This is a genomic window from Pseudomonas duriflava (assembly GCF_007830155.1).
GTDB lineage: Bacteria > Pseudomonadota > Gammaproteobacteria > Pseudomonadales > Pseudomonadaceae > Chryseomonas > Chryseomonas duriflava.
Map to the genome: position 1 here is coordinate 174,708 of NZ_VLKY01000010.1, position 25,080 is coordinate 199,787.

At 54.2% G+C, this 25,080-nt stretch carries 21 protein-coding genes and 1 pseudogene; 8 read left to right on the forward strand and 14 right to left on the reverse strand.

Going from position 1 to position 25,080, the window contains the following annotated elements:
* Positions 1 to 3: 3 nt before the first annotated feature.
* The 10 genes from IQ22_RS15505 to edd all read right to left on the reverse strand — a co-directional run bounded on the left by IQ22_RS15505 (position 4) and on the right by edd (position 11,576).
* The gene (locus tag IQ22_RS15505) at positions 4 to 1,215 is read right to left on the reverse strand and encodes an AGE family epimerase/isomerase (protein ID WP_145143604.1); all 1,212 of its coding nucleotides are present in this window, start codon (positions 1,213 to 1,215) and stop codon (positions 4 to 6) included.
* A gap of 8 nt (positions 1,216 to 1,223) precedes the next feature.
* Entirely contained in the window at positions 1,224 to 2,135 is a 912-nt protein-coding gene (locus IQ22_RS15510) for a carbohydrate kinase family protein (RefSeq protein WP_145143606.1), read from the reverse strand.
* 12 nt (positions 2,136 to 2,147) lie between these two features.
* Positions 2,148 to 3,251, reverse strand: coding sequence for an ABC transporter ATP-binding protein (locus IQ22_RS15515; protein ID WP_145143608.1), 1,104 nt, complete (start codon positions 3,249 to 3,251; stop codon positions 2,148 to 2,150).
* Positions 3,252 to 3,256: 5 nt separating this feature from the next.
* Positions 3,257 to 4,102 (reverse strand): carbohydrate ABC transporter permease, encoded by an 846-nt coding sequence (locus IQ22_RS15520; protein WP_145143610.1) that lies wholly within the window; start codon positions 4,100 to 4,102, stop codon positions 3,257 to 3,259.
* The gene (locus IQ22_RS15525; protein WP_425298870.1) at positions 4,095 to 5,000 is read right to left on the reverse strand and encodes a carbohydrate ABC transporter permease; all 906 of its coding nucleotides are present in this window, start codon (positions 4,998 to 5,000) and stop codon (positions 4,095 to 4,097) included. The genes IQ22_RS15520 and IQ22_RS15525 overlap by 8 nt, the downstream gene beginning before the upstream one ends.
* Before the next feature lie 108 nt (positions 5,001 to 5,108).
* Positions 5,109 to 6,368, reverse strand: coding sequence for an ABC transporter substrate-binding protein (locus IQ22_RS15530; protein ID WP_145143614.1), 1,260 nt, complete (start codon positions 6,366 to 6,368; stop codon positions 5,109 to 5,111).
* A 149-nt stretch (positions 6,369 to 6,517) separates the two neighbouring features.
* Positions 6,518 to 7,972, reverse strand: coding sequence for an ATP-binding protein (locus tag IQ22_RS15535; RefSeq protein ID WP_145143616.1), 1,455 nt, complete (start codon positions 7,970 to 7,972; stop codon positions 6,518 to 6,520).
* Positions 7,962 to 8,699 (reverse strand): response regulator, encoded by a 738-nt coding sequence (locus tag IQ22_RS15540; protein ID WP_145143618.1) that lies wholly within the window; start codon positions 8,697 to 8,699, stop codon positions 7,962 to 7,964. Before IQ22_RS15540 ends, IQ22_RS15535 begins: the two co-directional genes overlap by 11 nt.
* 88 nt (positions 8,700 to 8,787) lie before the next feature.
* Complete coding sequence (locus IQ22_RS15545) at positions 8,788 to 9,753, reverse strand: glucokinase (protein WP_145143620.1); 966 nt, start codon at positions 9,751 to 9,753, stop codon at positions 8,788 to 8,790.
* On the reverse strand, positions 9,750 to 11,576 hold the full coding sequence (gene edd / locus IQ22_RS15550) for a phosphogluconate dehydratase (protein ID WP_145143622.1): 1,827 nt from the start codon (positions 11,574 to 11,576) through the stop codon (positions 9,750 to 9,752). Before edd ends, IQ22_RS15545 begins: the two co-directional genes overlap by 4 nt.
* A 134-nt stretch (positions 11,577 to 11,710) precedes the next feature.
* On the opposite strand from edd, the gene gap reads away from it, so the two are divergent.
* Positions 11,711 to 12,715 carry a type I glyceraldehyde-3-phosphate dehydrogenase gene (gene gap, locus IQ22_RS15555; protein WP_145143624.1) on the forward strand — a complete coding sequence of 335 codons (1,005 nt, stop codon included), beginning with the start codon at positions 11,711 to 11,713 and terminating at the stop codon, positions 12,713 to 12,715.
* Positions 12,716 to 12,774: 59 nt separating this feature from the next.
* Here the strand turns inward: gap and scpB are convergent, their stop codons facing one another.
* Positions 12,775 to 13,545, reverse strand: a complete 771-nt coding sequence (gene scpB / locus IQ22_RS15560) for an SMC-Scp complex subunit ScpB (RefSeq protein WP_145143626.1) — start codon at positions 13,543 to 13,545, stop codon at positions 12,775 to 12,777.
* A 152-nt stretch (positions 13,546 to 13,697) separates the two neighbouring features.
* On the opposite strand from scpB, the gene IQ22_RS15565 reads away from it, so the two are divergent.
* The 7 genes and pseudogenes from IQ22_RS15565 to guaD all read left to right on the forward strand — a co-directional run bounded on the left by IQ22_RS15565 (position 13,698) and on the right by guaD (position 22,436).
* Positions 13,698 to 14,693: a GlxA family transcriptional regulator gene (locus IQ22_RS15565; protein WP_145143628.1), complete on the forward strand. Its 996-nt coding sequence runs from the start codon at positions 13,698 to 13,700 to the stop codon at positions 14,691 to 14,693.
* Positions 14,694 to 14,720: 27 nt separating this feature from the next.
* Complete coding sequence (locus tag IQ22_RS15570; protein WP_145143630.1) at positions 14,721 to 14,963, forward strand: DUF1272 domain-containing protein; 243 nt, start codon at positions 14,721 to 14,723, stop codon at positions 14,961 to 14,963.
* A 23-nt stretch (positions 14,964 to 14,986) separates the two neighbouring features.
* Positions 14,987 to 16,134: pseudogene (locus IQ22_RS15575) on the forward strand (MFS transporter).
* 213 nt (positions 16,135 to 16,347) lie between these two features.
* Positions 16,348 to 17,784, forward strand: a complete 1,437-nt coding sequence (xdhA, locus tag IQ22_RS15580) for a xanthine dehydrogenase small subunit (protein WP_145143632.1) — start codon at positions 16,348 to 16,350, stop codon at positions 17,782 to 17,784.
* Positions 17,777 to 20,182: a xanthine dehydrogenase molybdopterin binding subunit gene (gene xdhB / locus IQ22_RS15585; RefSeq protein WP_145143634.1), complete on the forward strand. Its 2,406-nt coding sequence runs from the start codon at positions 17,777 to 17,779 to the stop codon at positions 20,180 to 20,182. The genes xdhA and xdhB overlap by 8 nt, the downstream gene beginning before the upstream one ends.
* Before the next feature lie 8 nt (positions 20,183 to 20,190).
* The gene (gene xdhC, locus IQ22_RS15590; protein WP_167654175.1) at positions 20,191 to 20,997 is read left to right on the forward strand and encodes a xanthine dehydrogenase accessory protein XdhC; all 807 of its coding nucleotides are present in this window, start codon (positions 20,191 to 20,193) and stop codon (positions 20,995 to 20,997) included.
* 140 nt (positions 20,998 to 21,137) lie between these two features.
* Positions 21,138 to 22,436, forward strand: coding sequence for a guanine deaminase (gene guaD / locus IQ22_RS15595; protein ID WP_145143638.1), 1,299 nt, complete (start codon positions 21,138 to 21,140; stop codon positions 22,434 to 22,436).
* Positions 22,437 to 22,510: 74 nt separating this feature from the next.
* Here the strand turns inward: guaD and fdhE are convergent, their stop codons facing one another.
* The 3 genes from fdhE to fdxH are packed head-to-tail and all read right to left on the reverse strand — an operon-like array spanning position 22,511 to position 25,067.
* Positions 22,511 to 23,401 (reverse strand): formate dehydrogenase accessory protein FdhE, encoded by an 891-nt coding sequence (fdhE, locus tag IQ22_RS15600; RefSeq protein WP_145143689.1) that lies wholly within the window; start codon positions 23,399 to 23,401, stop codon positions 22,511 to 22,513.
* A 38-nt stretch (positions 23,402 to 23,439) separates the two neighbouring features.
* Positions 23,440 to 24,150, reverse strand: coding sequence for a formate dehydrogenase subunit gamma (locus tag IQ22_RS15605; protein WP_145143640.1), 711 nt, complete (start codon positions 24,148 to 24,150; stop codon positions 23,440 to 23,442).
* Positions 24,147 to 25,067: a formate dehydrogenase subunit beta gene (fdxH, locus tag IQ22_RS15610; RefSeq protein WP_145143642.1), complete on the reverse strand. Its 921-nt coding sequence runs from the start codon at positions 25,065 to 25,067 to the stop codon at positions 24,147 to 24,149. The genes IQ22_RS15605 and fdxH overlap by 4 nt, the downstream gene beginning before the upstream one ends.
* Positions 25,068 to 25,080: the final 13 nt, after the last annotated feature.

Consider the following 25,080-nt stretch of genomic DNA (forward strand, 5'->3'; position numbering starts at 1 on the left):
ACATCACGGCAGAACATTCAGCACCTCGTAACAGGCGCCCATGGTGTGGTAGTCGACCTTACCGGCCGGACTTTTTTCATCGGAGTACTTCCTGTTCCGACGGTCAAGAAGGCGCCACCAAGCGCCATATTCGTGATCAATGAAAAACTCCCAGCTGTACTGCCATAGCTGGTCGTAGTGTTTCCAGTAGCGCTCTTCTCCAGTACGTGCAGCCAGCAAAGCAGCAGCGGCAAGCGCCTCGGCTTGCACCCAGAAATATTTGTCCGGGTCGCATGGGCTGCCATCAGGTGCAAATCCATAGTACAAACCACCGTGCTCGATATCCCAGGCATTTTGCCAGGCAGCATCGAACAGTTCGGCAGCACGTGGTGCTAGCCAAGTCAGAGGGCGATGACGCTCAAGGATAAGAAGCAGCTTGGCCCACTCGACCTGATGGCCAGGCTGGAATCCCCACGGCCGGAAAAGATTGGCCGGGTCGTCGCGGTTGTAGTCCCAGTCGATGGACCAATCCGCATGATAGTGCTCCCAAATAAGCCCCTCAGGGACAGAGGCTGCGACAGGAGCCGTGCTCTTGGTCAGGGCTGCCTGCCGCTGGGTCATATTAAGGGCCAGGGTTTCGGCTCTATCCAGATAACGCTGCTCACCTGTCGCCTCGAAAGCAGCCAGCAGCGCCTCGCAGGCATGCATATTGGCATTTTGGCCTCGGTAAGAAGACACCTCGGACCAGTCAGGACTTATCTCATCACAATATAAGCCATCGGCCTCGCGCCAGAAATGCTGCTCGAACGTATCCCATGTTTCGGCTAACCATGCTCTAGCGTCTTCAACGCCGGCCATAACACCATGGGCATAGGCGAGGATGACGAAGGCCAGACCGTACGCATGATTGGTTCCGTCAAGTATTTCATCGCCCCGGAGCAGCCAGGCATAACTGCCATTAGGCTGCAAATGTTTCTCACGCAAGTAGCGCAAGCCGTGATACGTAGCATCTAGATATTCACGATTTCCAAACTGGCGGTACGCCATAGCGAAATTGAAAACAAACCGAGTACTAGAGACAAGATGGCGTGTCTCACGATCGTAAATGTCACCGTTATCGCGGAAAAAGTGAAAGAAGCCGCCTCGTTCATCGATGCAGCGCGGAACATAGAAAGCAAGCGTAGCGCGTATGTGATCAAGCAGCGTTTCACGCTGGTGAAAATCAGGAAAGCTCATATAAAACCTCAGGCAAGCAGTGAGGACGAGGCCATCATGGCGCGTACATCAGCCAATGTTGGGGCATAAGCACCTGCTACCAGGCAGGACACCGAAGCACACGCGGCCGCAAACAACAAACGCTCCTGGACAGTAGCTGTGGACAAAAGACCAGAGGCCAACCAACCCGCCATGCAAGCGTCCCCTGCGCCAACCGTATCCGTTACCCGAACTGGCAAGCCCGGCTGATTCCACTCCCCCTCGGCGTTAAATAAAGTAATACCGCGAGCGCCTTGGGTGTAGAGAAGATTTGCCGCTGGATTCAATGCTCTAAGCGTTGCCAGGCCTTTTTCTGGACTCACACCGGGATAGAGATGCCCCAAGTCTTCGTCAGAGAGTTTGATGTCGTCCGCTAACGTAACGAATGCAGGAAAGACCCGTTGGCGATAGTCGTCATTCATTAGATTGCGCCAATTAGGATCGTAACTGATGCGCTTTCCAGCTGCCTTAGCCTGCTCGGCCTGCTGAAGCAGACGCGTCGCCAGGGGCTCACGCGCCAGGCTGATACAACTGAAATGACAGAGTTCGGCCGCCTCCAGCCAGCCTTCAGGCAACTGATCCGGGTCAAAGGCCAGATCAGCTTCTCCGGCAAAGAAATAACGTGGCGGGCTGCTGGATGGAACCACCGCAACCAGCGGATCAGCGTCGACGCACTGGAGGAAGCGCAGATCCAAACCAGCCTCCCGGGTCTGTTGGTGAATATCATCACCCAATGAGTCTCGACTGATTGAACCAGCAAAACCACAAGAGACCCCCAACCGAGCCAAGGTTCTTGCCACGTTCCAAGGCGCGCCGCCTGGATAGCCGCGCCACTGACCAGGAGTATGCTGAACCAGATCAGTCAGGGCTTCGCCAAAAACCACCACGCGCGGCAATGTCATCTTGTTTCTCTCCTAAGCGATACGTGCGCCTGTTGTAGGATCAAATAATACGAGACGCTCTATATCAAGCTCCAGCAACATATTGGATCCAATGGCAGGCGTGTCGACTGGAGCAATTCGACAGCAAACCTGAACACCGTTCACCTCGACATAAACGAGCGTATCAGGCCCGGTGGGCTCGACGACCTGTACACGCGCTTCAAGCACCGGCCCTCCCGCCTCCTGGCCTCGCCCGAGACCGATCTGCTCAGGGCGCACGCCAAGAACTGCCTCTCGACCATCAGCCAGATTGGAAGCCAACTGAGGCAAGGGCAGACATACACTTCCACCAGCACTGTCCAGACGTACGCCGGGACGCCCTTCATGATTTTCCAGGGCCACAGGAATAAAATTCATGGGCGGCGAGCCAATAAAACTCGCCACAAAAAGGTTGGCCGGATTGTTATAAATCTCCTGCGGGGTACCAAACTGCTGCACGGCCCCATCTTTCATCACTGCCACCCGATCACCTAACGTCATGGCCTCAATCTGGTCATGGGTGACATAAACCGTGGTCGTCTTGAGCCGTTGGTGCATCAGCTTGATCTCGGTGCGCATCTCCACGCGAAGCTTGGCATCAAGGTTCGACAGCGGCTCATCAAACAGATAAAGCTTGGGCCGACGCGCCAGGGCGCGCCCCATGGCCACGCGTTGTTGTTGTCCGCCTGAAAGCTGGGACGGCTTGCGATCAAGCAAATGCTCGATTTGCAAAAGTTTGGCAACCCGATCGACCTCGGCCGCAATCTGTTCAGCTGGCGTCTTACGGATTTTCAGGCCAAACGCGATGTTCTCGCGTACGGTCATGGTGGGATATAGGGCGTAAGACTGGAACACCATGGCAATATCGCGATCTTTCGGCTCGACGCCGGTCAGGTCTTCACCGCCCAGTAAAATGGCTCCGCTGGAAATATCTTCCAATCCAGCGATAGCATTCATCAGGGTCGACTTGCCACAACCAGAGGGCCCGACGAGGATCAGAAATTGACCCGCCTCGATGCTGATATTGATGCCCTTGAGGGCCTCCTGAGCCGCGTTTCCATAAGTCTTGCGGACATTGCGTAGTTCGAGTGCAGCCATGATGCTTATCCTTTCACAACGCCCGAGGTAAGCCCACGGACGAAATACTTGCCAGCGAATATGTAAACGAGCAGGGTCGGCAACGCCGCGATCATGGCTGCTGCCATGTCAACGTTGTACTCCTTGGCTCCAGTACTGGTGTTAACCAGATTGTTGAGGGCTACAGTAATAGGCTGGGCCGAGCCGCTAGCGAATACTACGCCGAACAGGAAGTCGTTCCAGACCTGAGTGAACTGCCAGATCAGGCTGACCATTACAATGGGCGTGGATAGTGGCAAAAGAATCTTCCAGAAGATGGTAAAGAAACCAGCACCATCCAGACGCGCCGCCTTGATCAAGGCGTCAGGCACCCCTACGTAGTAGTTACGAAAGAACAACGTGGTAAAGGCCAGGCCGTAAATAACATGGACCAACACCAGACCGGCTGTAGTATTGGCCAGGCCCAGCTTGCCTAATGTGAATGACATAGGCAGCAGAATGACCTGAAATGGTATGAAACAGCCAAAGAGCAACAGGCTGAACAAAAGATTCGAGCCTTTGAAACTCCATTTCGACAGCGCGTAGCCGTTCAAGGCCCCAATGAAGGTAGAGATGATCACGGCTGGGACGGTAATCATGAACGAGTTCCAGAAGTAACTCTGAACCGTGTCCCATGCCTTGACCCAACCGATTAACGTCCACTCCACAGGCAACGTCAACAAATTACCGGCCCGCACATCATCGGGTGTTTTGAAGCTAGTAAGCAGCATGACGAGTAGCGGTACCAGATAAACCGCACAAGCCACCAGCAACGTGGCATGAATGGCGATACGGTTAAACGATAGGCGCTTGCGCGATAGGGAATCAGCCATGACGCTTACTCCGCAATTCGGAATAGAGATAAGGAACGAGCACCGCAAGCACGGCACCCAGCATTAGCACTGCACTGGCCGCACCCAGCCCCATTTGGCCGCGTGTGAACGTGTGCTGGTACATGAATACTGCGGGCAGATCCGACGCGTAACCGGGGCCGCCCGACGTCATGGCCATAACGAGATCGAAACTCTTGATTGCGATATGCGCCAGGATCATCACGGCGCTAAAGAAAACCGGACGCAGGCTTGGCAGGACGATCCGCCAGTAAATTGTAGGTAACGAAGCACCATCTACCTGTGCGGCTCGGATAATGGATGAGTCCACCCCTCTTAATCCTGCCAGAAACATGGCCATTACGAACCCAGAGGCCTGCCAAATTGCCGCGATCAGGAGGCAATAAATGACTCGATCCGGATCAACCAGCCAGTCGAAGCGGAAACCTTCCCAGCCCCAGTCGCGCAAGAGCTTGTCCAGCCCCAGCCCTGGATTGAGAAGCCATTTCCAAGCCGTGCCGGTCACGATCATCGACAGAGCCATGGGATATAGATAGATGGTGCGAATAAAGCCCTCACGGCGGATACGCTGATCCAGCAGAATGGCAAAGAACACACCAATCACCAGACAGAGCCCTATGAATAACCCGCCAAAAACAGCGAGGTTTTTGCACGCCATTAGCCAACGGTCGTTATTGAGGAGGCGCTCGTACTGGTCTAGCCCGGCAAACTTGTAAAGAGGCATGAAGCGGGACGACGTCAGCGATATGACTGCTGTCCACAGCATGTAGCCATACAAGCAGACAATCATCGCGACGGCAGTAGGTGCCAAAACCAGCTTTGGTAACCACCGTTGCAGGTGATCGGGCTTTCGGGTAGGCGTGACAGTACCTGTGCGCATAGTTTGCACTTCGCTCAAAGACATCGAGAACTCCTGATCCAACCGGGTCGGTTGGTCTTACTTCAGGGCAGGCGTGGCCAGTTCTGGGCCACTCTGCCCTTTACGGCGTTATTGGGCCGCCTTGATGGATGCGACCAGTTGCTCGGTTGCTTTTTTCGGGTCGGCGTTGGGATCGTTGAAGAAATTGGTTACCACATCAAAGATGGCGCCCTGAATGTAACTGGTATTCGCCATGCTATGCGCCAGGCTGGGCTCGGCCTTGCCTTCTTTATTGGCTGCTTGGAAGTCCTGCATGGACTGCTTGGCGCAGTCATCGAACTTGGCCATGTCGATATCATTCCGAGCCGGAATCGACCCCTTGTTCAAGTTGAAGACTTCTTGGAATGGCTTGTCGATGACGGTACGTGCCAGGTCATTCTGGGCCTTTTTGTTGGCTTCATCCTTGAGCTTGAACATTGCCAGAGAGTCGATGTTATAGATGAAGCTACCCTGCGTACCAGGCATCACAACACACAGATAGTCCTTGCCTGGTGTCTTGCCAGCTGCGGTGAATTCGGCCTTGGCCCAGTCGCCCATGATCTGCATGCCTGCCTTGCCGTTGATAACCATGGCCGTGGCCAGGTTCCAGTCGCGGCCAGCAAAATCAGGATCGACATAGCCGCGTATACGCTTGAGCGTCTTGAAGACCTCGACCATCTTGTCGCTGCGAATGGTGTTCTCATCCGTCTCGACAAAGACCTTGTCGAATGCTTCAGGCCCCATGATGGCCATGACTAAAGACTCGAAAATAGTGGTGTCCTGCCAGTTCTGTCCGCCATGGGCGATCGGGACGATGCCCGCCGCCTTAAGCTTGTCCGCAGCGGCAAAGAACTCATCGAGGGTGGTCGGTACCTTGGCACCAGCCTTCTGGAAGGCCTCTGGGTTTATCCAGAGCCAATTGATACGGTGAACGCCTGCCGGAACGGCTACGTAGTCACCGTCGTGCTTCATAGTGTCGGCGATCCGCTCGGGCAGAATGTCATTCCATTTGCCAGCTTCGGCAATACCGTTCAGGTCAGTCAGAAAGCCCATATCGGCCCACTCTTGAATATCAGGCCCCTTTAGCTGAGCTGCAGACGGTGGATTGCCGGAAACTGCCCGGGTTTTCAGTACGGTCATCGCGGCTTCGCCAGCACCTCCCGCTACAGCGAAATCCTTCCAGGTGTGCCCCTGTTTCTGCATCAACTGCTTAAGGGTGTCCACAGCACGCGCTTCACCACCGGAAGTCCACCAATGCAGGACTTCTACTTCCCCAGCCTGGGCGGCCAGAGGAACCTGACTCAGGCAGGACAAGGAAATGGCGAGGGCAAGACGATTCAATACTTTCATGATCGATGACCTTGTTGTTTTTATTGAGCTGGACGGAGTGTATGCCTCCGTTTCAAGCCATGGGTAACGAATAGAATCATGAATGTCACATACTCGTTACATTCACAGCTTCGATTCGTTACCTCATGCATGGAAATGTGATGAAGTCTTCAAGCCAGCGGACGCGGAAGGCTGAGCGTAGCTCTTAACCCTCCTTCGGCACGATTACGCAAGGAAACTTCACCACCATGGGCATGAGCAAGATTACGAGCAATGCCTAACCCCAGCCCATACCCTTGCTGCTGCGTAGTTAACCGGACATGAGGCTCGAACACCTGGACAAGATCTTTCTCTGGAACCCCAGGCCCTTCATCATCTACATGCAAGACAAAACAGCGCCCGTCATCTTCGACAGTAAGGTGCGCACGATGACCGTATTTCAGTGCGTTATCTAGAAGGTTTCCAATGCAACGTTTCAAAGCTAGAGGTTTGCCCAAAACAGGCCCCTGCGCTTCTCCAGACAGCGTCACACAAGGCGACCCGCCCGCCAGATAAGGCTCTACCAGATGTGCCAACAGCACGTTGAGATTAACCGGCTCGATGTTTTCATGAATATCAGTGTCCTTAACGCACTGTAAGGCACCCTTTACTAGCAGATCCAATTCATCCAGATCACGCGTGAAACGCTCCTGCAAGGCTTCATCTTCAAGAAGCTCAACTCGCAACCGCAGCCGGGTAATAGGCGTACGTAAATCATGGGAAATGGCACTGAATAATTGGCTACGTTCACTCAGATAGCGACTGATTCGCTCACGCATTGCATTGAAGGCCCGGGTTACCTCTTTAACCTCCGTCGCTCCATCCTCCGGTAAAGGTTGTGCATGTACATCCAAGGACAGATCGCGTGCCTCACGGGAGAGCTGCTTAAGAGGACGACTCTGCCAATGAATGAGTAGGCCAATGAACAAGAGCAAAAAAGCACTGCTGAACACGATGAACCACGCCTGCTGTAGCGGCAGGAAAGGCTGGTCGAGACTCAAATAAGGGGCAGGCATCAGGGTGCCGATGTAAACCCATTCTTCCGGCCCGATGCGAATCTGCGTTACTAAAATGGGAGGGTCCAAAGGCTCGAGACTAAGCACATAGTGCGCCCATGAACGCGGCAATTCACTTAATCCTAGATTGCCGTTGAACAACCTTAAATGCTCAGGGCTTACAAACTCCACATACATGGGCATGCTATTGCCTAGCCTTTCCCGTAATACAGCCTCTACGGTTTGTAGAACGGCCCGTTTGCTCGGTGAGTCTGGCAAAGGCTCCATGACCAGAGGCTTTTCATTCAAGGAAACGAAGAAGCGCGTCCCCCCCATGTTACGCAACTGTTCCAGCACCAACGGCCGATAACCAGGCGGTAGAAGACTGAAATAACGAACGCTGGCAGCAATGGAGTAGCCCAAGCTGCGCGATGCATTGAGCAAACCTTCCATCCGACTGGCGCGAAGGTGCGATAACCAGAACAGGCTCGATACCCCTTGAGCCAGTAGCACAGCCAATAAGGTAAGGAGCAACATACGGCCTAACAGCGAGCGCGGCACCACACGAGCGAGCAAGGTTTTAGAAAACATCGGCCATAGGCCCATGCACCTGCGCTGCTAGAAGATAACCACTGCCTCTAACTGTCCGAATCAAACGCGGTGACTTGCCTGTATCCCGCAGGCGCTGACGCAAGCGGCTAACACCCATATCGACAATACGATCTAATGGCATGACTTCACGGCCACGGGTCGCATTGGCAATAGTGTCGCGGTCGAGGATCTGCTGGGGATGATCGAGAAAAAGTTTGAGCAAGGCAAAGTCGGCACCAGACAGAACGACCTCTTCACCATCCTGATGAAACAGCCGATGACTAACTGTATCTAGACGCCATTCATCAAAGGCTACCATATGCCCTGAACGGGCCTCTCCAAAACTGGCACGTCGGAGAAGTGCCTTGACGCGCGCTTGAAGCTCGCGTGGGCTGAACGGCTTGCCGAGATAATCATCTGCACCCAGCTCAAGACCGATAACTCGGTCGGCCTCATCAGAACTGGCTGTTAGCATAATGATAGGGGTATGGGCTCGCTCGTTGGGAAGCGCTCTGACCCAGCGGCACAAGCTAAACCCGTCCTCATCGGGTAGCATGACATCAAGAATCAGCAGATCGGCTGGCTCATCCTGCAAGGCCAGGCGCAGGCTTTGCCCATCGGCTACGGCCCGCACGGTAAAGCCGGCACGTCGTAGGTAAGCATCAAGCAGCTCGCGGATTTCCTGGTCATCGTCGACCAGCAAAATAGATTTGCCCATCTGACCCATAGCGTCATTCCTTTTTATTATTGGAAGGATATCCCAGTGCCGAAGCATGCACGACACCGGGAAAGACGCCAAGTAGGCTAACGCGTTATCAACTGTCGATAGTCTGCTGAAGCGCTACACCTGCACCAAAGAGACCTGGATACTCAGCCGTTACGAGCCAGGCAGGAATATCCTTGAGGTAGGCACTGCTGGTTTTGCCCTTGTCAGCGAACGCCTGGGCAAAAGCGCCATTCTGGAAGCGCTCGACGAAGCGCGGCAGGATACCGCCAGCGATATAGACGCCCCCCAAAGCACCCAAAGTTAACGCTGCGTTGCCGGCGACTCGACCCAGCCAGACGAAGAATTGCTCCAGCACCTCATCGGCATAGGTGTCGCCTGATAGCGCGAGCTCGCAAATCTCGGCAGCCGTCACGCATTTCACATCCATACCGTCCAGTTCGCAGCTGGCCTTATACAGGTTAACCAGACCGTTGCCAGAAATGATGCGCTCGGCCGAGACATGATTGCCGTACTGGCGTTTGAGAATTTTCCATATCTCAAACTCACGAGGCGTACCGATAGGCAGATCCACATGACCGCCTTCACTGGATAATACCATCCAGCGCCCATTCTCAAGAGGCAACAGCCCCGCTACGCCCAGCCCGGTACCCGGACCGATAATCAAGCGAGCCCGATTGTCATGTGCCGTGCCGTTACGGACCTGTACACAATGCGCTTTGTCCAACTTGGCCACGGCCCAGGCCATGGAACTAAAGTCGTTGATCAGCAACAGGTGGGTCAGGCCTAGCTCTGAGCAAAAACGCTCGCGATTAATGACCCAGTGGTTATTGGTAAAGTGGAAATCACCCTCGCCTACCGGGCCTGCACAGGCCAGGCAAACAGAATGAATATCGTCAAGAGCGACACCGGTACGCTTCAGGTATTCCAGTACCGCCTCTTCGGGGCGCTCGAAGTCGGCACACGCCATAACTTCGATCGCGTCGAGCTGCTGGTCGCGCCACAACGCGAAGCGGGCATTAGTGCCCCCAATGTCCCCTACTAAAGCCAAACTCATTTCAGCGTCTCCAGGCTGGATGTAAATGCACTTGCGCCGGCCTCGGCAGTGCTCATTGCTTGACGCATAAACGCGAACAGCTCGCGTCCCGTTCCAATTCCCATTCCTTGCGGTGCGGAAGCCTTTTCACGTGCTTCCCACTCGGCATCGTCGACCAGAACGACGAACTCGCCGGTCTGACCGTTGACGCGAATGACATCGCCATCACGAACCTTTGCCAGCGGCCCACCATCGAGCGCTTCCGGGCACACATGGATAGCTGCCGGGACCTTTCCGGACGCGCCGGACATACGCCCGTCGGTTACCAGCGCGACTTTGAAGCCGCGGTCCTGCAACACGCCGAGGTAAGGTGTCAGCTTGTGCAGTTCCGGCATACCCAACGCCTTAGGTCCCTGAAAGCGCACCACGGCTACTACATCGCGGTCGAGCTCACCGGCCTTGAAAGCATCGGCCAGCTCAGACTGATCGGCAAATACCCGTGCAGGCGCCTCGACAACTTGGTGCTCTGGCGCAACAGCTGAAATCTTCATAACACCGCGCCCCAGGTTGCCGTCCATAACACGCAAGCCACCTTCAGGACGGAACGGACGTTCGACCGGGCGCAGAATGGTTTCATCCAGACTCGCTTCCGGTCCTTCGCGCCATGTCAGAGTGCCATTTTCCAAAAATGGCTCCATCAAGTAATGACGTAATCCACGACCCATGACGGTGTTCACATCTTCATGCAGCAAACCGGCATTCAGCAAAGTGCGAACAAGGAAATTAACCCCACCAGCTGCATGGAAATGATTCACATCGGCCTGTCCATTAGGATAGACCTGAGCCAAGGTTGGTACTACCGCCGACAAATCGGCCATGTCCTGCCACGTCAGTTGAATACCCGCTGCCTGGGCAATTGCAGGCAGGTGCAGGGTATGGTTGGTAGAGCCACCCGTGGCATGCAGGGCTACGACGGAATTGATAATCGCTTTCTCATCAACAATTTCACCCAGCGGAATGAAATTGCCGCTCTGCTTGGTAATCCGTGTCACCTGACGAGCGGCTTCACGCGTTAATTCGTCGCGCAGCGGCGTGTAAGGATTAACAAATGATGAGCCAGGCAGATGCAATCCCATGATTTCCATTACGACCTGGTTCGTATTGGCCGTACCGTAGAAGGTGCACGTACCTGGGCTGTGATAGGACTTCATTTCCGACTCCAGAAGCTCCTCACGCGTCGCCTTGCCTTCGGCGAAGCGCTGCCGCACACGAGCCTTTTCCTTGTTGGAAATGCCGGACGGCATCGGTCCGCCCGGAACAAATACGAATGGCAGGTGGCCAAAACGTAAGGAGCCAATCATCAGGCCGGGCACGATCTTGTCACAGATGCCCAGGCACAGGGCCGCATCAAACATATTGTGAGACAGAGCCACCGCCGTGGACATGGCAATGACTTCGCGACTGAGCAAACTTAGCTCCATGCCGGCTTCGCCTTGGGTAACGCCGTCGCACATGGCAGGCACCCCTCCAGCGAACTGCCCAACGGAGCCGATTTCTCGCAAGGCTTCCTTGATGATTTCAGGAAAATGCTCGTATGGCTGGTGAGCCGAGAGCATGTCGTTATAAGACGAGACGATGGCCACGTTGGCTTCGTCCATCAGGCGCAGGCGCTGTTTGTCAGTACCGCCACACCCGGCGACGCCGTGGGCAAAATTAGCGCATTGCAACTTGCCGCGCTGGGGACCGTCACTTGCAGCGGACCGGATCATGTCTAGGTAGCGCGCCCGCGTGGGGCGACTACGCTCAATCAGACGCTGTGTAACTTCAAGGACACGAGGATGCATGGTTCCGATTCTCCAGGCAGGCTAAATTTGTTGTTTTTTAGAACAAATTTGATCGAGGTGGGTATTATTCATCTCAAACTGAGCGATAGTGTAGTAGTTTTTACAACAAATCCTGCCAAAACGAGGTTTCACATATGAGCATTCGTATTGCCATCAATGGTTTCGGGCGTATCGGTCGCAATGTTCTTCGCGCGCTTTACACCGGGGACTATCGTCAACATATGCAGGTTGTCGCCATCAACGACTTGGGCGATGCGTCCATTAATGCCCACCTGTTGGAATTCGATAGTGTTCACGGCCGCTTCAATGCGGATGTTTCCATAGAAGACGGCAGCATTACCGTCAATGGCGACCGCATCGCCGTTTCTGCTATCCGTAATCCAGCGGAACTTCCCTGGAAAGACCTAAATGTAGACGTAGTGTTCGAGTGCACTGGTTTGTTCACTAGCCGCAGCAAGGCGGCTGCCCATCTAGACGCTGGCGCCTCTAAAGTGATCATTTCCGCTCCAGGCAAGGACGTGGATGCCACTATCGTGCATGGGGTTAACGACCACATTCTGCGTCAGTCGCACCAGATCATTTCCAATGCCTCTTGCACCACTAACTGTCTGGCTCCTGTTGCACAGGTATTGAACCGTGAGTTAGGTATCGAGAATGGCTTGATGACCACTATTCATGCCTATACTAACGATCAGAACCTGTCGGACGTGTATCACTCCGATCCCTTCCGGGCCCGTTCGGCCACTCAGTCCATGATTCCGACCAAAACCGGAGCTGCAGAGGCAGTTGGCTTAGTGCTGCCTGAACTGGTCGGCAAATTCAGCGGCATGGCCGTACGCGTTCCGACCATCAACGTGTCGCTGGTTGATCTAACAATCCAGGTCGCACGCGAGGCCGACGTGAATACGATCAACGCCTTTATGAAGGCGGCTAGTGAAAGCTCGCCGGTATTGGGCTATAACGATCGCCCTCTCGTTTCCATCGATTTCAACCATAATCCGCTGTCATCGATTTTTGATGCCAACCATACTAAGGTTAGCGGCAAACTGGTAAAAGTCATGGCATGGTATGACAATGAGTGGGGCTTCTCCAACCGTATGCTGGATACATGCAAGGCTTTGGTAAACGCCCCAGCTTGATCTATCGCTCCGCCTTCGAAACCGGTCGCTTATCCCGACCGGTTTCAGGGCTTTCCTGTTTAATGTCTGCCTGCATCGTCCACCGGATCGATGGCTTCCTCGGCTTCGTCTTCCCTATGTAAATCTTCAAAGTCCGTTTTCAAACCGGTCTCCATGGCATCCAATTCAGCCAGAAGTGTACGAAAGCTGGTTTCTTCGTGCGCAGTAACCGGAAGCTCCGGCACGACTGCTACAGTCTGCAAAAGCTCGTCTTCAGCCAGCTCCTGGTCCTCAAGCAAGGGCTCCGGCTCATAGTCCATTTCCTTGAGTGCAGCCAAAGGCGGCAATTCGTCCAGACTTTTCAAATTAAAATGATCGAGAAATCCACGTGTGGTCGCGAACATGGCTGGCCGTCCTGGCACATCACGATATCCAACCACACGAATCCACTCGCGCTCCATAAGGGTTTTGACGATCTGGCTGTTCACTGCGACACCGCGTACCTCTTCGATTTCCCCCCGTGTAATGGGTTGCCGGTAGGCGATCAAGGCCAGGGTTTCCAGTAGCGCACGGGAATAGCGCGGTGGGCGCTCATCCCAGAGGCGACCCACCCATGGAGCAAAACGCTCTTTAACTTGCAGGCGATAGCCACTAGCAACTTCTTTGAGCTCGAAGCCGCGCTTTTTGCAGGAACCGGCCAATACGGCCAAACCATCGCGCAGCTGCTTGGGCTCAGGACGCTCGTATTCGTCAAATAATTCGGCCAGGCGATCAAGGGAAAGCGGTCGGCCAGCGGCGAGGAGGATGGCTTCCAGCAAGGGGGCCAGTTCTTTAGGGTCGGCTACATTCATGGCGTGCATCTTAAAACGGTTCTATCCAGAGCTGAAGTGATGTCGATGACTTCCCGATGACAAGAAGTACTGTCTAGATCTGTGGGATTGATGTCATTGCTGCCATATGTAGCGATCTGCACACTAAAACAACTTTACCAAGGCCTATCGTTATGAACACCCTTCGAACCATTGCCAGCCTACTTTACCCGGACGTAATGAGTCTGGATGTAACAGGCCCGCTACAGGTATTCGCTTCGGCTAATGTCGAACGCCAGCGTCAGGGACTTGGCCCTGTCTACTGCCTCAAAATCCTGGGAGACGCCCCAGGCCCAATCGTGACATCTGCCGGGTTTCGCCTGCATGCTGACGAAGCATGGTGCGATACACCGGCGGGCATGCTAGACACTTTGCTGATTCCTGGTGGCGCTGGGGTGGAAGCGCAATGCCAGCATACCGCCTTGCTGAATTGGTTACGCGACAGTCAACCAACCATACGGCGATTAGGTTCGGTATGCTCGGGGGCTTTGATCCTGGCCGCAGTTGGACTGCTCAATGGCCGTCGCGCCACAACGCACTGGGCTGATGTAGGTGCACTGGCATGCCATGACAACGTCATTGTAGAGGGCGATCGCCTACACACTTACGATCCGTCAGGTAAAGATGGCTATCCAGATGTATTTACATCGGCTGGCGTGACGGCTGGCATCGATCTGGCTCTTGCACTAGTCGAGGCGGACCTGGGTCGGCCTATGGCATTACTGGTAGCACGACGGCTGGTCATGTTCTTGCGCCGCCCAGGCGGCCAAACCCAGTTCAGCGCCTGTCTTTCCCCTGATCCAAGCCATACGCCACGGCTGGCAATGCTGCTGGATTGGATTCCTGCGCATCTGAGCGAAACGCTCACACTAGAGCGCTTGGCCGAACAGGCGCACATGACGCCGCGTACACTTTCGCGTTTATTCATCCGTGAAGTTGGTATGGGGCCGGGCCGCTACATTGAACAGCTTCGCGTGGAAACGGCGCGTGCACTCCTTCACGACGCTCAGGCATCCATCTCGACCGTAGCCCGGCTGTGCGGCTTTGGACATCCGGAAAACCTGCGCCGTACGTTTCAAAAGCATCTTGCCGTCAGCCCACAGGCCTATATGGCGCGATTTGGCAGCTAAACCTTTTTTCACGATGAGGCTATCATCATGCTGGAGCTACGCCCTACGTGTGAATGTTGCGACAAGGATCTGCCTCCTCACTCTAGTGAGGCCATGATCTGCTCATTTGAATGCACCTTCTGCCAAACATGTGCACACGAGCGACTCGGCAACTGTTGCCCTAACTGCAGCGGAGAGCTAGTCCGCCGACCTATTCGGCCTGAGGCAGCCCTCATCCATACTCCTGCGTCAACGCAAAGGATCATCAAACCTTGCCCAGGAATTAATTGATGCTCCTGATCTAGAATTCGGCCTTGCGCTTGCTCTTTATCGGGCAAGCCCTTTACTGGTCCTGCTCGATGATCGGTATCACCCTGACCTCTCTGGTCGGTGCTCAGCTAACGTCAATCAAGGCCTTGGCCACCCTGCCTATGGCCTTATTGGTTGTTGGAAACCTAGGCGCTGTGCAGCCGTTATCGATGTTCATGCAGCGTCACGGCAGGCGTTTTGGCCTGATGCTGGGCGCGGCAGCAGGCATTGCGGGCGGCCTGATCTGTGCAGCAGGTGTCTGGTTAGCCGACTTCGTTGTTTTTTGTCTGGGCTCGCTGCCGATCGGCCTCTACATGGCATCCGTCATGTATTACCGGTTCGCGGCACAGGAAGCGGTAGGCCCCGAAGCCAAAGGGCGGGCAACGGCTTATGTCATCGGCGGAGGACTCCTTGCCGCTTTGATTGCACCTAGCTTGGCGCTTTGGTCTCAAAATGCATTGCCGATCCCCTTCTTGGGCGCCTATCTAGTTATCGCCCTGCTCGCCTTTATTGCACTGCTCTGCTTGGCTGGGCTACCTCAAGGTGTGTCAGCAGCCCCACGTACCGGCGGATGGCAGTCGGCTCGCAACTTGTTGGCTCGCCCGGCGATTCGGGTAGCCATGCTACTAACCGGTATCGGTCATGGCGTCATGCTGCTGGTAATGAATGCTACCCCCTTGGCTATGCAAATGTGTGGTTTTCCCTAACCCGTGCAGCAGGTGTCATTCAGCGGCATGTGCTGGGTATGTTTTTACCCGCTTTTATTGCAGGCCCTTTAGTCGATCGCTGGGGTAGCCGTCCGGTAGCCTGGCTGGGCTGTCTCCTTCTAACAACCAGCGCCACTATTGCCTTGAGCGGCCAGAGCGAAGTGTTTTTCCTGGTCAGCTCATTCTGCCTGGGACTCGGCTGGAACCTGATGTTGGTGGCTGGTACAACGCTGTTAAGCGAGGGGCATGAGGCTAGTGAGCGTGGGCAGGCACAGGCATTGATGGAATTAGGCAACGGTGGCCTGGCCGCTCTGATGACGTTTGCTTCAGGTGCCTTGTTAGTGAATATTGGGTGGTCGGCTGTCAATCTATTGGTTCTACCGATGTTGTTCATAGCCGCCTTGGCGCTCTGGAGTCTTCGTAAACCTCAGGCACAAACGGACTAGCACGGCAGTCGATGCTTTTTCCCAACCCTTATTCGACAGAATACCTTCCCTGCGGCCAGCCCTTTGTCAAGCGTCGACACACTGGCGTTGTCATTTACCACCAGAGCATATCCAGAGCGACTGTTCCAAAAACGACATTACCACTCAAAATAGTTGACCGAATGGTCAGATTTTTTGACTATTCTGGAAAGATGTCATTTTTGGAGAAGCCGCATGATTCGTTTTTTGCTCAATCGCGAGTTACGTGTCGAAGATCGGCTCGATCCTAACCTGACTGTACTGGACTACCTACGGCAACGGGCACGCAAGACCGGTACAAAAGAAGGCTGCGCTTCGGGCGATTGCGGCGCCTGTACTGTGGTAGTGGCTGAACCGCAGGGTGAAAAATTGCAATATCGCACGCTTAATGCCTGTCTGACGTTCGTCTCGGCGCTTAACGGCAAGCAGCTTATTACCGTTGAGGACTTGAAACAGGAAACGTTGCATCCTGTACAGCAGGCCATGGTGGATTGCCACGGCTCTCAGTGTGGTTATTGCACACCGGGTTTTGTCATGTCGCTGTTTGCCTTGCAAAAAAATACTTCAGGGCATGATCCTATAAAAACCCACGAGGCGTTGGCGGGCAACCTCTGTCGCTGTACAGGCTACCGCCCTATTCTGGCCGCAGCAGAGCAGGCCTGTGTTCAGCGTACGTCCGATCAGTTTGATGTAGCTGAAGCAGAAACATTGGCACGTCTTAAAGCTATTCAGCCAGAAACAACTGCCGAGTTAACGCATGATGAGAAAACAAGTTTTAGTCCGGTAACCGTAGCTGACCTTGCCAAGTTGTACGTAACCCATCCGCAGGCGCGTCTCCTGGCAGGCGGTACAGATCTCGCCTTGGAGGTCACGCAAGCGCACCGCCCTCTTCCAGTCATGATTTATGTTGGCCATATCGCAGCGATGAAAGGCATTGATGTCTTGGAAGACAGGCTGGAAATCGGCGCAGCTACGTCATTGTCCGACTGTATTGAGGCATTGAGTACGGAATACCTGGAATTCGGCGAGCTTTTGCACCGTTTCGCCTCCTTGCAGATTCGAAATCAGGCTACCTTGGGCGGCAATATCGGTAACGCCTCACCTATCGGCGATACCCCTCCACTTCTGCTCGCTCTTGGTGCACGCCTGCTCTTACGCAAAGGAGATAAAACACGCGTGTTGCCGCTGGAAGAATATTTCCTAGATTATCGTGTCACAGCGTGCCAACCGTCGGAATTCATTGAGCGAATCCTGATACCACGGGCTACGCCAGGACAACTATTCAAAGCCTACAAGGTGTCGAAACGACTGGATGATGACATTTCGGCTGTGTGCGCCGCCTTCAACCTTTGCATTGAAAATGGCGTCGTTACCCAGGCGCAGATCGCCTACGGTGGCATGGCGGCCATTCCCAAGCGCGCCGACGCTTGCGAAAAGGTCTTGCGCGGCGCTCAATGGAGTGAGGAAACAATTGAGCATGCTGCCGAAGCGCTGGCCTATGACTTCACGCCGCTAACAGACTTCCGTGCGAGCCGTGAATATCGCTTACTGACGGCACAAAACCTGCTACGCAAATGTTTTATCGAAACTACAGCCTCTGCTACTGAGACTCGGGTGACCGCTTATGTCTAATCATCTTCCGGTACGTACCCAAGCCGAGATGGCCGAACTGTTTGCGGCAGGCCTCACGACGGGCGTCGGCAAGCCGCTCAAGCATGAGAGTGCAGACAAACATGTCACCGGCGAGGCGATCTATATCGACGATCGCCTCGAATTTCCTAACCAACTTCATGTGTATACGCGCATGTCCGAACGCGCCCATGCTCGTATCATCCGTATAGACCTGTCGCCCTGCTATGCCATCCCTGGCGTAGCCCTTGCTATCTCCGCCCAAGACGTTCCGGGCCAATTGGACATCGGGGCGGTGATGCCCGGTGATCCACTGCTAGCGGAAAACGTAGTGGAGTATGTAGGTCAGCCTGTCATCGCTGTGGCGGCTAGCGATCTAGATACAGCCCGTCGTGCGGCGCTGGCAGCCATTATCGAGTATGAAGATCTCGAACCGGTATTGAGCGTGGAAGAGGCACTAAGCCGCGAACATTTTATTTCGCCCAGTCACCGGCATGTTATTGGCGACTCTACTACTGCGCTTGAAGCGGCACCTCATCGTCTGCAGGGTGAACTGCATATCGGCGGGCAGGAACATTTTTATCTGGAAACCCAGGTCGCCTCGGTAATGCCTACCGAAGACGGCGGCATGTTGGTCTACTCCTCAACACAAAACCCCACTGAAGTGCAAAAGCAGGTTGCCGAGGTGCTGGGTGTGCCGATGAACAAGGTCACTGTCGACATGCGGCGCATGGGCGGTGGGTTCGGCGGCAAGGAAAGTCAGGCGGGAATGCCGGCAGCCCTGTGTGCCGTGATTGCTCACCTAACTGGCCGCCCGACCAAAATGCGCTTACCCCGTTTCGAAGACATGCAGATAACGGGCAAGCGCCACCCCTTCTATGTACAGTATGACGTGGGCTTTGATGATGAAGGCCGCTTGCTGGGCATCCAGCTGGAGTTGGCCGGCAATTGCGGTTATTCACCGGATCTGTCCAACGCCATCGTCGACCGTGCGATGTTTCATGCAGACAACGCTTACTTCCTCGGCAACGCCACCATCACGGGCCATCGCTGCAAGACGCACCTGGCTTCGAATACGGCCTATCGAGGCTTTGGTGGCCCACAGGGCATGCTGGCCATTGAGAACGTGATGGACCATATCGCCCGTTATCTGGGCAAGGACCCACTGGCTGTTCGGACGCTTAATTATTATGGCAAGCACGAGCGCAACGTCACCCACTACCATCAGACGGTAGAAGACAACCTTCTGGACGAGATGACGGCTGAGCTCACTGAAAGCTGTGAGTACTTCAAACGCCGTGCCGAGATCCTTGCATTCAACCGAACCAGTCCCGTACTGAAAAAAGGACTCGCGCTGACGCCAGTGAAATTCGGCATTTCGTTCACCTCCTCCTTTCTCAATCAAGGCGGTGCGCTGATCAATATCTATACCGACGGCAGTATTCACCTGAACCATGGCGGCACGGAAATGGGTCAAGGGTTGAATACCAAAGTGGCTCAAGTAGTGGCCGAAGTGTTCCAGGTTGGCATTGACCGTATCCAGATTACGGCAACCAACACGGACAAGGTGCCCAATACGTCGCCTACGGCGGCCTCGAGCGGCGCGGACCTCAACGGCAAGGCTGCCCAAAATGCGGCGCAGACGATCAAACAACGCTTGGTCGATTTTGCAGCGCGACACTTCAACGTTAGCGAAGAGGATGTGACATTTAGCAACAGCCACGTGCGTATCCGTGATCACTTGATGACGTTCGAAGCGCTCATCCAAATGGCCTATATTGGCCAGATTTCGCTTTCCAGCACCGGCTATTACAAAACACCAAAGATTTTTTACGACCGTGAGCAAGCCTGTGGACGCCCTTTCTATTACTTCGCCTTTGGCGCAGCCTGCTCAGAAGTACTTATTGACACCCTAACAGGCGAATACAAACTGCTGCGTACAGATATTCTCCATGATGTAGGCGCCTCTCTGAATCCAGCTATCGACATTGGCCAAGTGGAAGGTGGCTTCGTTCAAGGTATGGGTTGGCTTACTACAGAAGAATTGATCTGGAACGATCAGGGCAAGCTGCTGACCAGCGGGCCGGCCACTTATAAAATCCCTGCGGTTGCCGACATGCCATGTGATTTCAGGGTCAAGCTGGTTGAAAATCGCAAGAATCCCGCGGCTACTGTTTTTCATTCTAAAGCTGTCGGCGAGCCACCGTTCATGCTGGGCATTTCTGTCTGGTGTGCCTTGAAGGATGCCGTTGCCAGCGTGGCAGACTATTGCGCTCATCCAACCATCGATACACCCGCTACACCTGAACGTGTCCTCTGGGGCGTCGAGCAGATGAAACGATTGAAGAAGACGCGCTCCCTGTCTACGGAAACAGATACAACCGAACAGGTGGATGCATGAGGAAGCCAATAGGTTGGATAGCCGCTCTAGCTGACTTCGAGGCCAAAGGTATTCCCTGTGTGCTGGTAACTATTATCGAGGAGAAAGGCTCAACGCCACGTAATACCGGCACCAAAATGCTGGTTAGCGCTGACAGCTTGAAGCTGACCATTGGGGGCGGTCACCTTGAGCACAAGGCCGTAGAGATCGCACGCCAGATGCTTAAAGAGGGCAGCCATCAGCCTAAGGTTGAGCGCTTCTCGTTAGGCGCAAGCCTGGGCCAGTGCTGCGGGGGCGCCACGGTGCTCTTGTTCGAGCCTCTGGTACAAAACAACATACCGGTTGCCCTGTTTGGTGCTGGCCATGTAGCCCGTGCCTTGGTCCCTCTGCTTGCCAGCCTTCCGTGCGAAGTACGCTGGGTCGATTCCCGCGCGCATGAGTTTCCAGAGCTTATACCCGCTGGCGTTACTCGCGTTGTAACTGACGATCCACTTGATGAAATCGATGCCATGCCGCCGGGCAGTTATTTCATTGTCATGACCCATAACCACCCGCTGGACCTTGAGCTCACCGAGCGTATTCTGGCACGGGGCGACTTTGATTATTTCGGGCTGATCGGCTCAAAAACCAAATGGGCCAAGTTTCGTCACCGTCTCATTGCCAAGGGCCATACACCTGAAGCGATTTCTCGTGTGCGCTGTCCGCTAGGTCTTTCACAAGTCAAAGGTAAACTTCCGGCCGAAATCGCGATCTCTGTAGCTGGGGAGATTATTGCAATTTATAGTGCTAAAGCCGACGCGCAGGAAGCGTCGACACTCCGGCTGGTGCAACCCTGACCTGATCTTGTAGTACTACCTCATAGCGCTGGCCAGCCGTATTGCCGTATTCGCTCAGAATCGAGGAAGCCCCTCCTCGAGCCTTTCGGCTGGCTGCACTGAACACTTTTAACCTTACGTCACTCTAGGACGAGAACGACATGACCACCCGAGCCTACCGCGCCTCGCTACTCCACAGCATCGCCAACCCTGACGATGTCGGAATCGAGGCCTCCTGCGAATACGTCGAAGACGGGCTATTGGTGGTTACAGATGGCCGCATCGAGGCTATGGGCAACTCCAATACGCTTTTGCTTGTTCTGCCCAAAGGAACCGAAATTGTCGAATGCCCGAACTGCCTGATTACACCGGGCTTCGTTGATACCCATATTCACTATCCTCAAACCGGTATCATTGCCTCTTATGGCGAGCAATTGCTCGACTGGCTCAATAACTATACTTTTCCTGCCGAAGGTGCCTTTGCGGAAAAAGATACTGCGGCTGAAGTCGCTGATCTCTTCCTTAAAGAACTGCTCCGCAACGGTACAACTACAGCCTTGGTCTTCGGAACAGTGCACAAACAGTCCGTCGAGGCCTTCTTCGAAGCGGCCCAGGCGCTCAATCTGCGCATGATTGCCGGCAAGGTCTTGATGGACCGTAACGCACCGGAATACCTGGTAGACACCCCTGAATCCGGTTATGCCGATAGCAAGGCCTTGATCGAACGCTGGCATGGCAAAGGCCGCCTACACTATGCCATTACCCCCCGCTTCGCCCCGACCAGCAGCCCTGAACAACTATCCTTGGCAGGCAAACTCTTGGCTGAATATCCAGACGTCTATATGCATACGCACCTGTCTGAGAACCTTAAAGAAATCGAGTGGGTAAAATCTCTGTTTCCCGAGCGTAGCGGTTATTTGGATGTCTATGATCATTACAAACTGCTTGGTCCACGCTCGGTATTTGCCCATGGCGTACACCTGTGTGACGGGGAATGTGCGCGGCTAGGTGAAACTGGCTCGGCCGTGGCCTTTTGCCCTACGTCCAATCTGTTTTTGGGCAGCGGCTTAATGAACCTGCCCCGCCTGGAGCAACACAAGGTTAATGTAGGCTTAGGCACAGATGTGGGAGGAGGAACGAGCTTTTCACTGCTACAGACAGCGCAGGAAGCCTATAAGGTCATGCAGTTGCAAGGTAAGAATCTGCACCCATTCAAAGCGTTCTACCTCGCTACATTGGGCGGTGCGCGAGCCCTAAGGTTGGACGACCGGATCGGCAGCTTTACCCAAGGTAATGATGCGGATTTTATTATCTTGGATTACCACGCTACCCCTCTGCTGAGCTACCGCTTAAAGCAGGCCAAAAACATAGAGGAAAGGCTGTTCGCCTTGATGATGCTTGGTGATGACCGCACCGTGAAAGAAACATACTCCATGGGGGTTAAAGTGCATCAGCGTTAACTCCTATAAACAGATAAAGCAAAAGGCCAGCTAAATTAGCTGGCCTTTTGCTTTATGGGCGTTGTACGCGCTATCTACTCACCCACGATCAACAACGGATTAAACCCACTACGGTCAAAGACTCCTTCTTTTGCCAAAGCCATATCCAAAGTAAGACTCGCCAAGTCATCAGCCATCGGTTCCGCCCCTAGATTGAACTCTTTTGAGACAATCTTGAGATAGCTATTGCAATCGCCACAGGTTTCCGCCTGAACGCTTACTGCCGACTTACCATTTTCATCTTCGAGGCTTAGGTATTTCACCTGCCGGCTCTGCTCGCACACACTGCATTTACTACGCTCAAGATGCCACTCCGTAGAGCACAAACCACAATGTAAATAGCGGATACCACTGCGATCACGGTCAGCATGGATAATACTGGCCACCGGCGCCGAGCCGCAGCAAGGACAGATAGTTCTCGCTTTGCCGGAGGGCCGCTTGGGTGTAGAGGGCAAGCATTGCGTCAGCCGCGCCCAAGCCACCTGTAACGCAGCCGAGACAAAGGGCAACAGAGCACGTTTATCTACAGGGCCTGGTTTACCGTCCAGCACATCGTTCGCCAAAGCCTCCAGAGTGTCGTGATCCAGCCCGCGTAAGGATTGCACAAGCGTACGCTGCTGATCCGAAATATGCAGTTCCAACGTATCAAGCAACCAAGCCAGCTCAGCTTGCCAATCGATATCCCTACGCAAGGCATTGATCCCTAGCGCTGGCATACCGTGCTCAAGCGCCAGATCAAATGCCCCAGGGTCGGGTAACCACGTGGCTTCATACTCGTTCAAGACAATATCCTGCGCCTTAACAAGCTGAGACATGAAGGCCAGAAAATCGCCTAAGGGCTCGACTTTCTCCGCCAAGTCCTTGAGCCGCTTGGCTCGTATGGCGAAAATCTGCTTTTTAGGTAGCACGACGGGAGGCGGATCCATGATTCCCGTCGGTGAGGTTCCATATTGATGAGTGGCTGTCACGATGTCCCCTTCGTTGGCATGTGATGCTCATTGACCGCGCCTGTACGCGAACCGTTTCCTGCCTTTTCCTGACGTTCCTGTTCGACGATCTCGTCATACCAGAGCCGATGGTGATGCTTAGCCCAAGCACGGCTAACCCGGCCTTGAGTCATCGCTCTGAACGAGCCCTTCACCCATATCGCCGAGTAGACGTGAATAATCAACGTAACGATGGCGACAAACGCGATGTAGGCATGCACCAGACTCGATACTCGCAGCCATTCACGCGGAAAATTATCCGCGAAATAGGGTCGCCAGATGACGATACCTGTAATCAAGAGCAGCGGCACACTCATGACCATAAGCCAGTACACCAGCTTCTGACCGGGGTTATTGATACCAATCGGCGGTGCCAGTTCGTCCCGGTTGCTCAATACATCACCAATATGCTTCATCCACTCGATGTCGTGACGCTTGAACAGATTCACTTTGAAAAAGCGAATTGCCATAACAAGGAAACAAACAGCCATGACCACCCCAATAAAAGGGTGGAGTATCCGAGTCATGGTCGGCCCGCCAAATAAAGCCGTCAGGTCAAAGAAGAACGGATGGAAAAACGCCAAGCCACTAAGTACAAGGCAAACGAAAGTGATTGCGATGACCCAGTGATTCAGACGGCTAAAGGTACTGTACCGCAGAATGCCTTTTTCAGTACTCGAAGGGGTCATAACCGATCCTCCTTTCTGGCCTCACGACGGATATCTTCATCAGGCGTCTCTTCAGGTTCCTCCTTGGGCCCTTTCATGACGTAATGAGCAAAGCCAGCTAGCGCTGTTAGTCCAATCATGGCTGACATGATCGGCTTGGTAATACCTTTCCACAAATCTACCAGTGGGCTGATCTGAGGATCACGAGGCAGATTGCTGTAGATCTCTGGCTTGTCGGCATGCTGCAACACATACATGACATGGGTACCGCCAACACCTGGCGGATCGTACAGGCCGGCATTGGCGTAGCCGCGGTCATTGAGTTGCCCTACCCGCATGAGCGCATGCTCGGTCATATCCTCTTTAGTACCAAACATGATGGCGCCGGTAGGACAAGACTTTGCACAGGCCGGCTCCAGACCGTGATAGACACGGTCCGAGCATAGGGTGCATTTGTAGGCCTTCTGATCCTTCTTGGAGATACGAGGAATATTGAACGGACAACCCGACACACAATAGCCGCAGCCAATACAATGCTCGGAGTTGAAGTCCACGATACCGTTCGCATACTGCACGATGGCCCCCGGTGCCGGACACGCTTTTAAGCAGCCCGGCTCGGCACAATGCATACAGTTATCCTTGCGGATCAACCACTCTAGGTTTCCGTCCTCGTTAACGTATTCATTGAAACGCATCAGCTGGAACGTTTCCGGGCTCAAGTCCGCCGGGTTGTTATAGCTGCCATCACAATGTCCAATCTCATCACGTAAATCGTTCCACTCCGAACACGCTACCTGACAGGCTTTGCAGCCAATGCAGCGAGATACATCGATCAGCTTAGCTACCTTCTCCACCCCACCCTCACGTACATGAGGTGAGGGCTCAGTAGTAGCAGAGCGTGCAACGATGTTTTGAAGGTTGATCTGGTCGCCTCTCATGAATCTCGCCTCC

Excerpts from the sequence above, each read along its gene's own strand:
- IQ22_RS15505 (WP_145143604.1), bottom strand. The coding sequence starts at position 1,215 with ATGAGCTTTCCTGATTTTCACCAGCGTGAAACGCTGCTTGATCACATA.
- IQ22_RS15510 (WP_145143606.1), bottom strand. The coding sequence starts at position 2,135 with ATGACATTGCCGCGCGTGGTGGTTTTTGGCGAAGCCCTGACTGATCTG.
- IQ22_RS15515 (WP_145143608.1), bottom strand. The coding sequence starts at position 3,251 with ATGGCTGCACTCGAACTACGCAATGTCCGCAAGACTTATGGAAACGCG.
- IQ22_RS15520 (WP_145143610.1), bottom strand. The coding sequence starts at position 4,102 with ATGGCTGATTCCCTATCGCGCAAGCGCCTATCGTTTAACCGTATCGCC.
- IQ22_RS15525 (WP_425298870.1), bottom strand. The coding sequence starts at position 5,000 with ATGCGCACAGGTACTGTCACGCCTACCCGAAAGCCCGATCACCTGCAA.
- IQ22_RS15530 (WP_145143614.1), bottom strand. The coding sequence starts at position 6,368 with ATGAAAGTATTGAATCGTCTTGCCCTCGCCATTTCCTTGTCCTGCCTG.
- IQ22_RS15535 (WP_145143616.1), bottom strand. The coding sequence starts at position 7,972 with ATGTTTTCTAAAACCTTGCTCGCTCGTGTGGTGCCGCGCTCGCTGTTA.
- IQ22_RS15540 (WP_145143618.1), bottom strand. The coding sequence starts at position 8,699 with ATGGGTCAGATGGGCAAATCTATTTTGCTGGTCGACGATGACCAGGAA.
- IQ22_RS15545 (WP_145143620.1), bottom strand. The coding sequence starts at position 9,753 with ATGAGTTTGGCTTTAGTAGGGGACATTGGGGGCACTAATGCCCGCTTC.
- edd (WP_145143622.1), bottom strand. The coding sequence starts at position 11,576 with ATGCATCCTCGTGTCCTTGAAGTTACACAGCGTCTGATTGAGCGTAGT.
- gap (WP_145143624.1), top strand. The coding sequence starts at position 11,711 with ATGAGCATTCGTATTGCCATCAATGGTTTCGGGCGTATCGGTCGCAAT.
- scpB (WP_145143626.1), bottom strand. The coding sequence starts at position 13,545 with ATGAATGTAGCCGACCCTAAAGAACTGGCCCCCTTGCTGGAAGCCATC.
- IQ22_RS15565 (WP_145143628.1), top strand. The coding sequence starts at position 13,698 with ATGAACACCCTTCGAACCATTGCCAGCCTACTTTACCCGGACGTAATG.
- IQ22_RS15570 (WP_145143630.1), top strand. The coding sequence starts at position 14,721 with ATGCTGGAGCTACGCCCTACGTGTGAATGTTGCGACAAGGATCTGCCT.
- xdhA (WP_145143632.1), top strand. The coding sequence starts at position 16,348 with ATGATTCGTTTTTTGCTCAATCGCGAGTTACGTGTCGAAGATCGGCTC.
- xdhB (WP_145143634.1), top strand. The coding sequence starts at position 17,777 with ATGTCTAATCATCTTCCGGTACGTACCCAAGCCGAGATGGCCGAACTG.
- guaD (WP_145143638.1), top strand. The coding sequence starts at position 21,138 with ATGACCACCCGAGCCTACCGCGCCTCGCTACTCCACAGCATCGCCAAC.
- fdhE (WP_145143689.1), bottom strand. The coding sequence starts at position 23,401 with ATGGATCCGCCTCCCGTCGTGCTACCTAAAAAGCAGATTTTCGCCATA.
- IQ22_RS15605 (WP_145143640.1), bottom strand. The coding sequence starts at position 24,150 with ATGACCCCTTCGAGTACTGAAAAAGGCATTCTGCGGTACAGTACCTTT.
- fdxH (WP_145143642.1), bottom strand. The coding sequence starts at position 25,067 with ATGAGAGGCGACCAGATCAACCTTCAAAACATCGTTGCACGCTCTGCT.